11 protein-coding genes and 1 pseudogene are annotated in these 14,361 nt (G+C 58.4%); 3 read left to right on the top strand and 9 right to left on the bottom strand.

The genetic code is table 11. The features are described from left to right. Window positions 1-34 precede the first annotated feature (34 nt). The gene (locus tag BLU85_RS13830; RefSeq protein WP_092202901.1) at window positions 35-1,147 is read left to right on the top strand and encodes an alkene reductase; all 1,113 of its coding nucleotides are present in this window, start codon (window positions 35-37) and stop codon (window positions 1,145-1,147) included. Between the two features lie 59 nt (window positions 1,148-1,206). Here the strand turns inward: BLU85_RS13830 and BLU85_RS13835 are convergent, their stop codons facing one another. The 3 genes from BLU85_RS13835 to BLU85_RS13845 form a co-directional block, all read right to left on the bottom strand. Beyond that, window positions 1,207-1,989, bottom strand: coding sequence for a DUF4253 domain-containing protein (locus BLU85_RS13835; protein WP_256572868.1), 783 nt, complete (start codon window positions 1,987-1,989; stop codon window positions 1,207-1,209). Window positions 1,990-2,171: 182 nt separating this feature from the next. Continuing rightward, window positions 2,172-3,233 carry an HD-GYP domain-containing protein gene (locus tag BLU85_RS13840; protein ID WP_092202899.1) on the bottom strand — a complete coding sequence of 354 codons (1,062 nt, stop codon included), beginning with the start codon at window positions 3,231-3,233 and terminating at the stop codon, window positions 2,172-2,174. After that, window positions 3,218-6,115, bottom strand: coding sequence for a sensor histidine kinase (locus BLU85_RS13845; protein WP_092202897.1), 2,898 nt, complete (start codon window positions 6,113-6,115; stop codon window positions 3,218-3,220). Before BLU85_RS13845 ends, BLU85_RS13840 begins: the two co-directional genes overlap by 16 nt. Window positions 6,116-6,363: 248 nt before the next feature. Between BLU85_RS13845 and BLU85_RS13850 the strand changes: the two genes are divergently transcribed. Together BLU85_RS13850 and BLU85_RS13855 are read left to right on the top strand one after the other, a co-directional pair. Beyond that, the gene (locus tag BLU85_RS13850) at window positions 6,364-9,348 is read left to right on the top strand and encodes a PAS domain S-box protein (protein WP_256572867.1); all 2,985 of its coding nucleotides are present in this window, start codon (window positions 6,364-6,366) and stop codon (window positions 9,346-9,348) included. Next, window positions 9,345-9,974: a response regulator gene (locus tag BLU85_RS13855; RefSeq protein WP_092142311.1), complete on the top strand. Its 630-nt coding sequence runs from the start codon at window positions 9,345-9,347 to the stop codon at window positions 9,972-9,974. The genes BLU85_RS13850 and BLU85_RS13855 overlap by 4 nt, the downstream gene beginning before the upstream one ends. Window positions 9,975-9,986: 12 nt before the next feature. Here BLU85_RS13855 and BLU85_RS13860 read toward each other — a convergent pair whose 3' ends face one another. From BLU85_RS13860 to BLU85_RS31725, 6 genes and pseudogenes are all read right to left on the bottom strand, one after another. Further along, complete coding sequence (locus BLU85_RS13860) at window positions 9,987-11,063, bottom strand: protein-glutamate methylesterase/protein-glutamine glutaminase (RefSeq protein WP_092202892.1); 1,077 nt, start codon at window positions 11,061-11,063, stop codon at window positions 9,987-9,989. Then, entirely contained in the window at window positions 11,063-11,572 is a 510-nt protein-coding gene (locus BLU85_RS13865; RefSeq protein WP_170847609.1) for a chemotaxis protein CheD, read from the bottom strand. The genes BLU85_RS13860 and BLU85_RS13865 overlap by 1 nt, the downstream gene beginning before the upstream one ends. 1 nt (window position 11,573) lies before the next feature. Continuing rightward, on the bottom strand, window positions 11,574-12,377 hold the full coding sequence (locus BLU85_RS13870) for a CheR family methyltransferase (RefSeq protein WP_092202890.1): 804 nt from the start codon (window positions 12,375-12,377) through the stop codon (window positions 11,574-11,576). After that, complete coding sequence (locus BLU85_RS13875) at window positions 12,374-12,898, bottom strand: chemotaxis protein CheW (RefSeq protein WP_092202888.1); 525 nt, start codon at window positions 12,896-12,898, stop codon at window positions 12,374-12,376. The genes BLU85_RS13870 and BLU85_RS13875 overlap by 4 nt, the downstream gene beginning before the upstream one ends. A 74-nt stretch (window positions 12,899-12,972) precedes the next feature. Beyond that, complete coding sequence (locus BLU85_RS13880) at window positions 12,973-13,485, bottom strand: chemotaxis protein CheW (RefSeq protein ID WP_092202887.1); 513 nt, start codon at window positions 13,483-13,485, stop codon at window positions 12,973-12,975. Window positions 13,486-13,488: 3 nt separating this feature from the next. Beyond that, window positions 13,489-14,322, bottom strand: a pseudogene (locus tag BLU85_RS31725) (methyl-accepting chemotaxis protein); the annotation flags it as partial. Window positions 14,323-14,361 lie beyond the last annotated feature (39 nt).

Genomic DNA, 14,361 nt, shown 5'->3' on the forward strand with positions numbered 1-14,361 from the left:
CCCTGCTTTCTGTACCACTATCGGAGAACACCTCATGCCGCAGCACCTGTTCCAACCCATCGCATTGGGCCCCTACACACTCCCTCACCGCGTGGTGATGGCGCCTTTGACACGCTCTCGCGCCGGGCAACCGGGCGACGTGCCAACGGCCATGAACGCCGAGTATTACCGCCAGCGTGCGAGCGCCGCGTTGATCATTACCGAAGCGACGCAAATTTCCCGGCAAGGCCAAGGCTATGCCTGGACACCGGGCATTTACAACGCTGAACAGGTGCAAGCCTGGCGTGCAGTCAGCACCCAGGTGCATGAGAGCGGCGGCCTGATCTTCATGCAGCTCTGGCATGTCGGCCGCGTGTCCCACCCGAGCTTTCAGCCTGACAACGCGCGCCCGGTTGCCCCGAGCGCGTTACCCGTGCCAGGCAAGACGTTCATCGTCGACGCGGATGGCAACGGTGTCTGGAGCGATGTACCGGTGCCACGTGCACTGCAGGCTCCAGAGATCACCGACATCATCGACGACTACCGCCGGGCCGCGCGCAATGCACTGGACGCTGGAATGGACGGCGTGGAAATTCATGCGGGCAATGGTTATCTGCTGGACCAGTTCATCAACAGTAACAGTAACCAGCGCGAGGATGCTTACGGTGGAAGCCTGGAAAACCGTGCACGGCTGTTATTGGAAGTAGTCGCCGCCGTAGTCGACGAAGTGGGCGCAGAGCGCGTAGGCGTACGCTTGACGCCGATGGGACGGTTCATGGGCATGGGCGACCAGACACCGCAGGCGACATTCGGCTACATCGTGCGCTCGTTGAACCAATGGACGCTGGCCTATCTGCACCTCGTCGAGCCCGCCGTGGTTGGCACCGTCAAGGACGAGCACTTCGATCCACGCTGGGATGAAATCATCGGTCAATTACGTGCGGCATGGGAGGGCGTGTTGATGATCGCCGGTGGCTACGACCCCAAGACGGCGGAACAGGCCTTGATCGACGGCCGGGCGGACATCATTGCGTTCGGCAGAGCGTTCCTGGCAAACCCGGATCTGCCCCGGCGAATTCGCGACGGGTTACCGCTCAATACACCAGACCCGAGCACCTTCTTCGGTGGTGATCAGCGTGGCTACGTGGATTATCCGACTTATTCCTGAGCTGGGCTTAACGCAGTTGACCGATCCGAAAGGCGGCCGGCGCGGATTGTTTGGAATTATCACTCCACATAACGCAGCCAAAGATGAGTCCGACCCGAGACCGCCTGAGCGACCGCAAAAATGCGTGCTTGTAGTTTTTCAATGCTCGTGTTGTAGAGCGCGCAAAAGTCTTTCGCAACAAGATTGGCCAGAGAGAGGTCAGGCGGCTCAGCACGAATGAAGCCGATGTAAGAGGCACCTACGCCCATTAGCTCATAGCCATGCGCTTCTGAAAAATGACGCGCAACCGCAAAGTTTTTCGCAGGATCCAAATCGGAAGTGAAATAACCGTTGGGAAAAGCAGCGAGCGCCTGGTAAGACTCCTGAACGGGTACCAAAAGCGCTGACATGGGCTGGTCGATTATCGATACAGGTTTTTCCTGATAACCAATCCACTCCTGCAGGGCCTGCTCATCAAGCGTCAAACCATGAGCACAAGCATCTTCGAAAGACGTAGCTGCTACCAGGTTCGTGAAATTGCGAAGGCAGATTGCGAACTCCGCTTTCGTGGTCGGATAACCTACATATTCACCGTTCTCAAAACATTCTTGAGGCAGCCCCGCGATGTCATCCTCGGTGGCGTCATCCATTCCTAAATGACTGCGAGCATGGCCCGACGTGTATCGAGCCTGGTGCAGATCATCGAGCGAGAACAGAGGTTTAAAGCCTGGGTGCGATTCTGCAATCTTACGACGAGCCTCGGTCAGATCGTCAAAGCTGGTAATCCCGCTCACACCGTACTCATCGCATGTACCTACAGACGGATTCCCATGCATGCCATTACCGCGAAATTCGATCTCCATAAAGCGTGCCTTGCTCCATTGAATTGAGGGAGTAATCCTAAGCGCTCCAAGATCATCATAGAAAGATCCGCTTCCAAGCTACAACAGGACCAGTAGCATGCGACACACACTGCATGTGGCCGTTGCCAATCCCCGCCGCAACCGGCGTGGAGATACCAAAGCTGCACGCTCATAGAACAATCTCAGCCCTCTCGCGCATCGGGCAAGCGCAAACGATCTATTTCATCAAAGAGGTTACAAAAGACGTCCACCAGGGAGGGATCGAACTGGGTACCGGCTTGATCGGTGATGTAACGCCTCGAACGCTCGACATCCCAAGCCTGTTTGTAGGCTCTAGGCATTCTTATGGCGTCATACACATCGCATATCGACACAATCCTTGCCGATAATGGAATCTCCTTACCTCGCAATCCCTTGGGATAACCGGTGCCGTCCCAGCGCTCGTGATGCGCCAGGGCAATTTCCGCTGCCAGATCCGTCAAGGGAGAACCGTCCGGGTCATGCAGGATTTCATAACCGATACGGGCATGTTCCTGCATGATCTCTCTTTCCTGCGGTGTCAACGCTCCAGGTTTTTGCAGAATGGCGTCGGCAATGCCGATTTTCCCGATATCGTGCATCGGCGCCGCCATCTTCATGAGGTCGCACCATTGGGAGGGCATGCCGATTGCCTTGGCCAATAACGCGGCGGACTCGCCAATACGAACAATGTGATGCCCCGTGTCATCGTCGCGATAGCTGGCTGCTCGACTCAAGCTGCTGCTGATCGCCTTGTAGCTGGAAGCCAGTTGGGCCGTACGTAGCTCGACTTTGCGCTCGAGCTCGACATTGACCTCGCGCAACTGCTTCGCCGCCTGCGCCAACTCCAGGCAATTACGTACCCTGAGCAGCACCTCAGGCAGGTCGATGGGTTTGCAGATGAAGTCGTTGGCGCCCTTCTCCAGTCCTTTTCGCCTGCTCGTCTGGTTATTCAGGGCCGTTACGATGATCACCGGAGACTCCGTGCGATCACGTATGCTGAGGCGCTCAAGGATCTCGAAGCCATCGGGCGCGGGCATATCCAGGTCCAGCAACACCAGGTCCCAGGCGTTCGAGAGCAGCCAGTCCAGTCCTTGGCCCGAGTCGCTGAAGGTCATGATGTTGCGCAGGCCCACGGCTCGCAAGCATGAATCCAGAAGCCGGAGATTGGTGGGCACATCGTCGATAATGACAATCCTGCTTTCAGCATTTACTTTGGCGAACATGCATCTGCCCTCTTCGTGGCGAGCGTCAATACCAGGTGACGAATACTCTGCCTCTCCAAGGGAGAAGCCACGATGGCCTGGCACTCCAGTTGGCTAATCGAAGCGTGATCGACGGCCGCACGAACCACGACGATCGCCAGGGCAGTCTCTGCGATCCTAGTGCGTAGACTGCGGAAAAAAGTGTCCAGCACAGGCACACGGTCCGCGGTGGCGACAATCAATACGCTGACTGCCGTGGTATCAAGCACGACGCTGGCATCGGGCAACGTGGTGACCCGTTGCAACTCGAAATCACCGGCCAGTGCCTCTCGGACCACCTCACCATCCTTGGGGTTGCTGCTGACCAACAGCACGCGTGGCAAGCCAATCGCCGACACTGTGGGATCGCCCCCGGGGGCTGGAAAAGCCGACGAGCACATGTCGATCCAGAAAGTCGACCCCACCTCGACGTGGCTTTCAAGGCCCATGCTGCCGTGCATCAGCAGTGCCAGGTCCCGACACAGCGCCAAGCCAATGCCCGTGCCCTGGATGGAAGAATTCTCTTTACCCAAACGCTGGAAGGGCCTGAACAGCTCGGCCTGCAACGCCGGGGGAATGCCCATGCCGGTATCCGTCACATAAAGACGCAACCGGGCTCCCCCCTCGACAACCGTGGCCCCCAGGGTGATGTCCCCCCCGGGCCGGTTGTACTTGATTGCATTGGATAACAGATTGATCAGGACCTGCTTGAGGCGGCGCTTATCCGCCCAGACATGCCATGTATCCAGAGGAGCATGGGTGTGCAGGGTCTGGCCGTGGGCAGCGATCTGCTGCTGGACCATGTCAGCGCAGTTGGATAACAGGCTCGCCACGTGCACCGGCTTGAGATCCAGCAGAGGCCTCTCAGCCTGCAGACTGGAGAGTTCGAGCAGATCGTCAACCAACTGCATGAGGTGCTCGCTGGCCTCGATGATTTCCTGCAGGTTGGCCGTTTGCTGCGATGCCTCGTCAGGCGGCTGCATGAGCCCCAGCTGGGCAAACCCGTAGATTGCATTCAACGGCGTACGCAACTCATGGCTCATGCTGGAGATGAACTTGGACTTGGCCGTACTGGCGGCCTCTGCCTCCAGGGTTTTCTCCCGCAGATCCAGCTGGGTCTGCTTGAGCGTCGTAATGTCGACACACGCCACCACCACGACACTGGCATCCTCAAGCCGCGAGGGTTCCAGCATACGGCCCCGGCAGAGGATCCAGATCAACTTGCCCTGCACGTCCCTGATCCGGAACTCCGCTTCCGGCGCCACGCTGGCAGTGCCCCTGGCCTCCTCCAGAAACCCCATGAAGGCCTGCCTGTCTTCAATGGGAATGTTCTCCAGCAGTGTCGCCATCGGTACTTCATTGGCGGCAAAGCCGAAACGCTGGCACAGGGCGCCCTTGAGAATAAAACGCTGCCGCTGGGGGTAATACTCCCAGAGCCCTTCGGCAAAACTCTCCATGACCAACTCGAGACGCTGCTGTGTGGAACTGCGAACGAATTCGGCCTGGGCCAACTGCCTGCCCATTCCCAGTGCCTGGTTGGACATTGACCAGAGTTCGGAGATATCGGAGGGGCTCTCCGCCGGTTGCCAGTTACCCCGGCCGATTTCTCGCATCATTCGTGAGACCCCCTGCACCGGCGCGCTCAATTGGCGACTGAGATCCCGTGTTCGCCACCACATGAAGGCAAAGAACAAGGCGTAGAACAGGACCAGCCCCGCGACCAACAGATAACCCACTTCGCGGTAATGACTGGCGAGCAGATTGGTTTCCTGCATGACCGCCGCTTCGTCCACCACCGCCAGCAGGAACCAGCCAGTGGACGGGATCTCGTTCCAGGCGACCAGATGAGGCCGTCCATTCAACGTCAGGGCGACGATGCCCTGCGGATGGTCCGGTAAGTTCTGATTGAGACTGGCGAGGTCCGGATGACGGGTGAGATTTAAATCCGGAGACTGCAAACGTTCGCGCTCGACAGGCTCTGCGGCGGGCTGGTTCTCGACTCGCAGGGAGAAATCACGTTGACCCGCCTTGGGTACCGCCATGACATCGAGCTTGTTATTGACCAGCATCAGGTAGCCGTCCCACGGCATCTGCAACTGCTCTATTCGCTTCAAGATACCGTCGACCGTGACATCAACTCCGGCGACCCCCTCGAGAAAGTCTCCCTTATAGACCGGCGCAATGGCAGACATCATCCACCCCAGACCCGCGGGGTCCAGGTAGACGTCCGTCCAGACTACTTTTTTATCAGGATTGTGCTGTGCATCGGCCAGGTAGTAGAAGTTGTATCGGGTGATATCCATATCGTGGGGGTACTGTTCGAGCGTATTGAACCAGGGATAAATCCGGTTATAGCTGTCCCAACTGTTGAAATAGATGCTGGCAATCAACGGATCCCCATCCTTCAACTGCTTCATCATGAAATCCTGATTTGCCAGGAGAGAGATCTTGTAGAGATCCTGCTTTTGCGGGGCAGTGATATTCGAATAAAACGAGGCGGATGCGCCGTCGTTTACCGCACTGTAGCGGACCCCGTCAGCACTCGATGACAGCGATGCCGCCGTGAGATTCTGGTTTTCGGTGAGTTCATGCTCAGTGGACTTGGCATAGAGGTCGATCGCCTTGTGGATCCGCTCCAACTGTCCTTGCACCAACAATGCATTCTGCTGAACCGATATCTGGATGTCTCGCGTTGCACTTTGATGCAGGTGCTCGATCTGAGAACTTCGAATGGACTGGTTCGTGATGAAATAAGCGGTGATCAGCACCCCTTCCACCAAGATGAGTGGCAACAGGCTCGTACTGGCAAACGCCCGCCAGATCCATCTGCGCAGACTGACCCTCTGTTTTGAAGCTGCTCGCATAAGCACGCTCATTCCGTTGGCGGCACCGCTAATATCACAGCGATATCATTGTGGTCGCATCCCTGATTTCTGTCCAACGGGACTCCTTTCCTTTCGTCCGCCGGCTACACAACCTGCCGGTACCGCCCAGCATTGATCAAAAGCTTGTGGGATAGCCTTATGACCATAGTCGAACACTCGATTTCGGTTTCAAGACTTAAGCTATGCTCAAGAACGGTGACCAGAGGATGGGGCGAATGGATGCAGCCATGGCGGTAGCAACACCGTTCACGCAGGATGCGGATGATGTGGGTGTCGTGTTGCTGGATGCCCAAGGATCGTTGCTCATCATGGATGACTGCGCCAGCGGACTGCTGGGGCTGAGCGAGAGCGTCGCCGCCCTGATGCCCTCGCCTGCGTTGTTTTCGCTCAAGCCGCTGACGTTTGAACAGCACCTGACCCATGCGCGACTCAAGGGGAACTGGTATTTCCAGATTACCTCGGCCAGCGGCGACACGCTGAAAGTGACCCTCGACTACAAGGCACAACAATCGACCTACTTGGTGAAAGTCCGCCGCGCCGAACTCGTCCACCTTGCCGAACAGGATTATCGCCTGGCGTTCGATTCTGCCGGCACGGGCCTGGCCTTATTGCGAATGAGCGGTGAATGGATCGCGGCCAATCGAATGCTGTGTCAGATGCTTGGCTACACCGAAGAAGAACTTCGCGCCACATCCTTCCAGCGTTTGACGCATCCGGACGACGTCGATATCAATAAAGAGGAATTGCACAGGCTCATCCAGGGACACCGCACGAGCCTGACCCTGGAGAAACGCTACATCCGTAAGGACGGCAGCACGCTGTGGGCACGTTTGACCCTGGGCATCGCCCGTAACGCTGATGCCGAGGCGCTTTACTTTGTTTCGCAGCTGGAAGACATCAGTGAGCATCTTGCCTTGCGCAAAGCACTGTTCAATAACGAACAGAAGTACCTTTCACTGGCCAAAAACTCACAAAACATCATTCTTCGCTATAACCGGCTTGGACAACAGATCTATGCCAATCCCGAGCTTGAGCGCACCCGCGGATTTCCCAACACTCACATTACCGAACGCGCCTCGACGCCCAATCAGCTCGACGAATATTTTCGCACGCAAGTGGAACTCACGCTGTCAACCGGCGTAGCCAATACGTTCCTGCTGGAAAACAGGGGCTCGCATTCACGTCGTTCCGTGGATTTCCTGTGCCACCTGACGCCAGAGCAGGACGAAACAGGCGAGCTGTGCGGGGTGCTGGTCACAGCCCAGGATATCAGTGCGTTGCGCCGACAGGAGCGAGCCGAGAATGCGCGCTCCGCCATTTTTCAAAAAATGGTCACTCACGACACACTCCTGGAGGTGCTGCCACTGCTCGGCGCCTACCTGGATATTCTGACGCCCGAGTTCCACAACGTCATGGCCTTCAAGGCTGTGCCTGGCGACGAGCCCCTTCGCGCCTCCCCTTCGGGCACGCTCCCGATTGCAACCTGTCTGGCCGAAGATCTTGATCGACATCCTGAACTGTTCGAACACCACCATTTCATATCTGATTTAAGGAGCGATGCCCCGGACCTCGCGTTCAGCCAGCCCGCCTTGCAGGCAGGTTATCGGGGTTGTTGGGTAGAACCGGTGGTCAATAAGACCGGTATCACGATGGGCGCCATCCTATTGTTCGTCGGCGGCGACACCTCACTGAGCGAGCAGGACCGCAAGCATGCACAAATGGCCAGCCATATCGGTGCCATCGCCTGGGAGCGCTGCTCGGCCCATAACCACCTGGCGCAAAGCGAACGCCGTTACCGCGAAGTCTTCGATCATTCGCAAGACATGCTTTGCCTGCTCGCCGTGGATGCCGACCAGCAGCTCAGTTGCCTGGAGGCCAATCCAAAGCTGTGCGAAATGCTCGCCAAAAGTCATTCGGACCTGATCGGCCAATCGCTGGGCCATTGCCTGGAAAAAGAGGCCGCCAGTATCGTCGAGGCTATCTGTCTGCACTGCCTTGCCGTAGGTGCTCCCATCGAACTGGATGCACACCTGCCTTGCGGTCAGCACTCACTCGTCGTCCATTTCAATCTGGTACCCGTAGCGGATTCAAATGGACGCTTGCATCGCCTGGTATGCATTGCTCGCAACATTACCGATATCCTGGAAGCTCAGCGCAACGAACTGGCTAGGCAGCAGGAAATTGGCACACTGGTTGAGAACTCTCCAGACGGTATCGCACGATTGAGTCGAACGGCGAAACTGCTGTTCGTCAATCCGGCATTGGAAGCCTGGTTGGATCGCCCGCAAATCGATTTGCTGCACAAGGACCTGCTCGAGATCCTGCCGAAAAACCTGCAGAGCCAATTGTTCCATGCAGCCGTCATCGAAGCAGTGGAAAAAGGCCAGCCTCTGGAGCATGAGTATGTGCTCACCGAGCAACATCGATTGCAGCGCGTCTATCACATCAGTCTGGTTCCCGAGCAGGACATCCAGGGGAAAATCGCCACCGTGCTGGCTGTCGTTCGCGACATATCGCAGCTGCGCCTGGCCGAACTGCGCCTGGCTTCGCTCAACAAGCAACTGCGCCAATTGATGTCCAGTCGGGAAAGTGCGCGGGAGGAGGAACGCAAGCTCATTGCGCAGGAGATCCACGATGAGCTCGGACAACATCTGACCGCCATACGCATGGGCACTTCGCTGCTGCGCTTCCAGTACGGCGAGCAACTGCCCCAGCTCAGCGAACAAGTGGCACGCCTGCTGCAACTGATCGACCAAACGGTGCAGGTGGTCAGGAACATTTCCACCAGCCTGCGCCCCTCGATCCTCAACATGGGTATCGCCGCGTCACTGGAATGGCTGAGCGATACGTTCAAGCAGCAACAGGGCATCGACTGCAACCTGCAGATTCACCCGCAGAAAATCCATTTGGACGATGCCAGTGCAACCGCTGCATTCAGGATCGCCCAGGAGTCGCTGACCAACATCGCCCGACACGCCGAAGCCACTCGGGTCGATATCAGGTTCGAGCAAGGCGAGAACGGCTGGTCACTGGAAATCATCGACAACGGCAAAGGCTTCGAGCAACGCGAACAAGCGTCCAGGACCCTCGGCTTGCTGGGAATGCGCGAACGGGGCCTGACCCTGGGGGGAACCACCACCATATCCAGCACCCCTGGCAGCGGCACCACTGTCCAATTACGTGTACCGGCTTCAAGGAGTCAAGACTCATGATCCGTTTAATGGTGGCCGACGATCACACGATCATGCGCGAAGGCCTCAAGCAATTGTTCGCGCTGGTCAAGGATATTGCCGTGGTGGCGGAAGCAGAGAACGGAGCCCAGGTCCTGGAGTTGTTGCGCCATACCGATATCGATGTGCTCCTGCTCGACATGACCATGCCCGGTTCGAGTGGCGAGGACCTGATCGGCCGTATCCACGCCCATTACCCCAAGCTGCCGATGCTCATCCTGAGCATGCACAATGAAGCCCACATTGCCCAGCGAGCCCTACGCGCCGGCGCCTCAGGCTACATGACCAAGGACCGCGACCCGGAAGCGCTGCTGGCGGCGATCCGCAAGGTGAGCACCGGCGCACGCTACCTCGACCCGCAACTGGCCGAACAGATCGCCCTGCAGAGCAGCGGTGTGACGCCCGAGAACGCCTCGCAGAGCCTGACCTCGCGTGAATTCCAGATCCTGCGCATGCTGGCCCAAGGGCTGAGTGTCAACCAGATCGCCGAACAACTGGTGATCAGCAACAAGACCGTCAGCACGCATAAGACTCGGCTGATGGAAAAGATGTGCTTTGCCACCAGCACAGACCTGGTGCGCTATGCCTTGAATGAAGGGCTGGTCTGAAAACGGCGCGATTCAGGTTGGATGCCCGCGGACGCCAAGGATGGCTGAAGCGATCTGCTCCAGAGGCAGCTCGCGCTCGACCGCGCCCAGCTTGAATGCCTCGCGCGGCATTCCATACACCACGCAAGACGCTTCGTCCTGACCCAGGGTCCTGGCGCCGGCATCGCGCATTTCCTTGAGTCCGCGAGCGCCATCATCCCCCATGCCCGTCATGATGATGCCCAAGGCATTGCTGCCGGCGCTACGTGCGACCGAACGGAACAGTACATCCACCGAGGGTCGATGCCGGCTGACGGGAGGCCCTTGGACAATATCCACCTGGTACTGGGCACCACTGCGCTTGACCAGCATATGGTTGCCACCCGGTGCGATCAGCGCACGCCCGGGAATGATGCGATCGCCCTGTACCGCCTCACGGACCTCGATCTCACAAACGTGATTGAGACGCTCGGCGAAGGCGGCGGTGAACTTCTCCGGCATATGCTGCACGACGACGATGCCAGGACATACCCGCGACAACCCTTGGAGAACCTGTTCCAGGGCCAGGGTGCCCCCGGTGGAAGTGCCTATGGCCACGATGCTTTCAGTCGTGCGGGCCATGGCTACGGACGCAGGGGGCAGGATCGAATCGGCACTGAGCCGGGGCGCTACCTCGACAGGCGCCCGGGCGCCCGCTACGCACCGCATGTTGGCCTTCGCCGCCGCCCTGACGGCCTGGACCAGTTCGTCCGCGTTTTCAGTCAGGAACTGCCGCAGGTTGGACTGTGGCTTGGTGACGATACTCACAGCACCAGCCGCCAATGCCTGCAAGGTGGTCTTGGCGCCCTTCTCTGTCAGCGTCGAGCAAATCACCACCGGCGTAGGCTTTTGCGCCATGAGTTTTTTCAGGAAGGTGATGCCGTCCATTCGTGGCATCTCGACGTCCAACACGATGACGTCAGGCCATTGTTTGTTCATCTTCTCCATGGCGTATATCGGATCGATGGCAACATCGATCACCTGGATCCCGCTGGCCTGGTTCAGAACTGCACTCAGCACCTGGCGCACCACGGCGGAATCATCAACGATCAAGACCTTGATATCCGTCATCAGACATTACTCTTGGGCGATTCGAATACTTTGCGTACCGAGTCGGCATGATTGAGCTGAAGGCGTCCGGTGCTCACATCGAACACCAAGTGGCGATACCCCCGGCCACCTACGTGATAGGCCCGGCATTGCAACCCATGGTCCTGGATCAGGCGAATGGCGGCATTGACGTTCTGTTGGCCAATGCCGATAGCGTCACCACGCTCCACCCCGGGAAACATGTCAGCCCCGCCAAAAAGGCTCACCTCGAACTGCTCGGGCCGGGCGCCCGCCTGATGAATGCACTCGAACAGCAGCATCAAGGCATCCGTCGCATAACGACCGTTCAGGTGTCCCGCGCCGTGCCCTCCCCGACGAGGCAACATGAAATGACACATGCCGCCCAACAAGCGTTGCGGATGCCAGAACACCAGGGCAACGCAGGAACCCAGCACCGTACATAAGCGCATCTGGCGCCCTCCGAACGCCACCTCGCCGGGCTGCAGGAAGTATTCGACCACCCGAGCCATCTCAAGCATCCGGTTTGCGATAGATCGAGGGCTTGACCACCTGCAATTCATCGCTGATGCCGTTCAGGCTTTCCGAATGGCTCACGATGAAATAGCCACCCGGCCTCAGGTGTTTGCTCAAGCGCTTCACCACCTCGGACTTGGTCTGGTTATCGAAATAGATCATCACGTTGCGCAGGAAGATCACGTCGAACTGCCCCACCGAAGGCAGCGCATTGTTCAAGTTGATCGAAGTGAAGGTAATCCGTGACGCCAACGCGCGGTCGACCATGAAAATGCCGTTGTTGCAGCCCACGCCCCTCAGGCAGTACTTGTTCAACAGCGCCTCGGGAATACCGCGGATACCATCCAGCGGGTAGCGTCCGCCCTCGGCTTTTTCCAGCACCCGGCTACTGATGTCGGAAGCGAGGATCTCCCATGGCCGGGTGCCCAAGCTGTCGGCCAGTACCATGGCCAGGGTGTAGGGTTCCTCTCCCGTGGAGCAGGCACCACTCCAAATACGCACCGGGCCATTGCCACGAAGCCCGGGAAGAATCACGTCGCGCAGAAACTCGAAATGCTTGGGTTCGCGGAAAAAGTAGGTTTCATTGGTGGTCAGCAAGTCCACCGCCATTTGCAACTCGGCCCGGTCCTTCATCAGCAACCGGTAATAGCTGCCGTAGCTGGTCAAGTTGAAAAACTGCAAGCGCTTGGCCAAGCGGCCACTGACCAGTTGCTTCTTGGCAACGGATAAGCTGATCCCGGCGATTTCGTGAATCATTGACCGAAACTGCTGGAACTCGTTGTCGGAGAGGACGGCATTCATACGTTCAACCCGCCTTCGTTGATGTTCGAAGCAAGGAGTGCCGACCAGTCATTGCGACTGAGCAGGTGTGCGATGTCCAGCAACAGGACAAAACGATCACTGAGCTTGCCAACCCCCACCACGAATTCAGGGCTAAGGCGCTCCTGGAGTGCCGGTGCCGGTTCGATCTGCTCGGCCGGTATCTCCAGCACCTCGCTGACGGCGTCCACGATGATGCCCACCAGGCCTGTACCACCGCTGCCGTCGACTTCCAGCATGACGATGCAGGTGCGTGGGTTTTCCAAAGTCTGGGCGCCACCAAAACACAATCCGAGATCCAGCACTGGAATGGCCGCACCGCGCAGGTTGGTGATGCCGCGAACCTTTGGCGGCGCCATCGGCAACGGGGTAATCGGGCCGTATTCGACAATCTCCCGGACGCACAGGGTACCTACCGCAAACATCTCCTGACCCACGCTGAAGGTCAGGTACTGTGGGGCTGCCGTCCCTGGGGCCGGCGAACGCGACGCGGATATGGACATGGTTCACTCCTCGGGACCCACCGCAGGCGGCGGCCCCCTCTCAAGACAACGTACGCACGCCTGGGCGCGACGACTCAATGCAACTGGCTGGCGATCTCATTGACACACAGCACCTGGTCGAGCTGAAGCACCGTCAGGAACGCCCCTCGCACCTTGACCATCCCTCGAATGAAGTCTTCACGGATCCGGTTTCCGATCGCTGGAGCGGCCTTGATGTCGGCCAGCTCGATTTCGATCACCTCGCTCACCGAGTCGACGACGATGCCCAGCACGTGGGGTTCGCCTTCCTGGATCAGTTCCAGGACAACGATGCAGGTCCTGTTGCCTTGCTGCGTGGCGCCCTTGCCAAAGCGCGCCTGCAGATCGATCACCGGGACCACCGAGCCGCGGAGGTTGATCACCCCGCGGATAAAATCCGGCATCATCGGTACGCTTGTGACCTGGCCGTATTCGATGATTTCACGCACACACAAGGTATCGATTGCATAGACCTCCCTGGCGGACACGAACGTCAGAAACTGCAGGAATTCGCTGTCACACGGACTCTGCGGCGCATACTCGAAATGGCTCAAGACTGCAGCGTCCATGGCTCAACTCCCGAAGCGAATGAAACCGCCTTCCTGGGCATGCTCACTGCTTTGCACGCCGCCCAGACTGGAAGCAGCGGCCCGAGGAACGGCTGACACCGCCACCCGACCCTGCAGGGTGAAAAAGCCCATCAACTCCTGCAACTGTTCGGCCTGGCTGCTCATTTCCTCGGCGGTGGCGGCCAGCTCTTCGGAAGCCGAGGCGTTTTGCTGAGTGATCTGGCTCATCTGCGACATGGCGGTATTGATCTGCTCGGAGCCGATGGACTGCTCTTCGGACGCCGCGGCGATCTCCTGGACCAAATCGGAAGTCTTGGTGATCGAGGGCACGATTTCATCCAGCAGGTTGCCGGCCCGTTCAGCCAGGGCGACACTGTTTTTGGCCACCTGGCCGATTTCCTGCGCCGCGATCTGGCTACGTTCGGCGAGCTTGCGCACCTCAGCGGCGACGACCGCGAAGCCCTTGCCGTGTTCGCCGGCACGAGCCGCTTCGATGGCCGCGTTGAGCGCCAGCAGATTCGTCTGATAGGCGATCGAATCGACGATCCCAATCTTCTCCGCGATGGTTTTCATGGCCGAGACGGTGTCCTTGACGGCCTGTCCGCCCTCGCTCGCTTCCTTGCTCGCCTTGCCGGCCATGCCATCGGTCACCTTGGCGTTCTCGGTGTTCTGCGAAATCGACGCCGACATTTGCTCCATCGACGCCGACGTCTCTTCAACCGACGCCGCCTGTACCGAAGCCGACTGGCTAATGCTCTGGGCCGTGGCGGAAATCTCTTCCGAAGCGCTGGAGAGCGAATCGGCGGAACTGCGAACTTCGCCGATGATCTGCGAGAGTTTGCTCACCGTTTCGTTGACCGCGTTCTTCAGGTCTTG

Origin of the sequence: Pseudomonas sp. NFACC14 (assembly GCF_900106885.1) — a bacterium.
Taxonomy (GTDB): domain Bacteria; phylum Pseudomonadota; class Gammaproteobacteria; order Pseudomonadales; family Pseudomonadaceae; genus Aquipseudomonas; species Aquipseudomonas fluorescens_AA.

Excerpts from the sequence above, each read along its gene's own strand:
- BLU85_RS13860 (WP_092202892.1), bottom strand. The coding sequence starts at position 11,063 with ATGACGGATATCAAGGTCTTGATCGTTGATGATTCCGCCGTGGTGCGC.
- BLU85_RS13855 (WP_092142311.1), top strand. The coding sequence starts at position 9,345 with ATGATCCGTTTAATGGTGGCCGACGATCACACGATCATGCGCGAAGGC.
- BLU85_RS13835 (WP_256572868.1), bottom strand. The coding sequence starts at position 1,989 with ATGGAGATCGAATTTCGCGGTAATGGCATGCATGGGAATCCGTCTGTA.
- BLU85_RS13850 (WP_256572867.1), top strand. The coding sequence starts at position 6,364 with ATGGCGGTAGCAACACCGTTCACGCAGGATGCGGATGATGTGGGTGTC.
- BLU85_RS13870 (WP_092202890.1), bottom strand. The coding sequence starts at position 12,377 with ATGAATGCCGTCCTCTCCGACAACGAGTTCCAGCAGTTTCGGTCAATG.
- BLU85_RS13840 (WP_092202899.1), bottom strand. The coding sequence starts at position 3,233 with ATGTTCGCCAAAGTAAATGCTGAAAGCAGGATTGTCATTATCGACGAT.
- BLU85_RS13875 (WP_092202888.1), bottom strand. The coding sequence starts at position 12,898 with ATGTCCATATCCGCGTCGCGTTCGCCGGCCCCAGGGACGGCAGCCCCA.
- BLU85_RS13880 (WP_092202887.1), bottom strand. The coding sequence starts at position 13,485 with ATGGACGCTGCAGTCTTGAGCCATTTCGAGTATGCGCCGCAGAGTCCG.
- BLU85_RS13865 (WP_170847609.1), bottom strand. The coding sequence starts at position 11,572 with ATGGCTCGGGTGGTCGAATACTTCCTGCAGCCCGGCGAGGTGGCGTTC.
- BLU85_RS13845 (WP_092202897.1), bottom strand. The coding sequence starts at position 6,115 with ATGCGAGCAGCTTCAAAACAGAGGGTCAGTCTGCGCAGATGGATCTGG.
- BLU85_RS13830 (WP_092202901.1), top strand. The coding sequence starts at position 35 with ATGCCGCAGCACCTGTTCCAACCCATCGCATTGGGCCCCTACACACTC.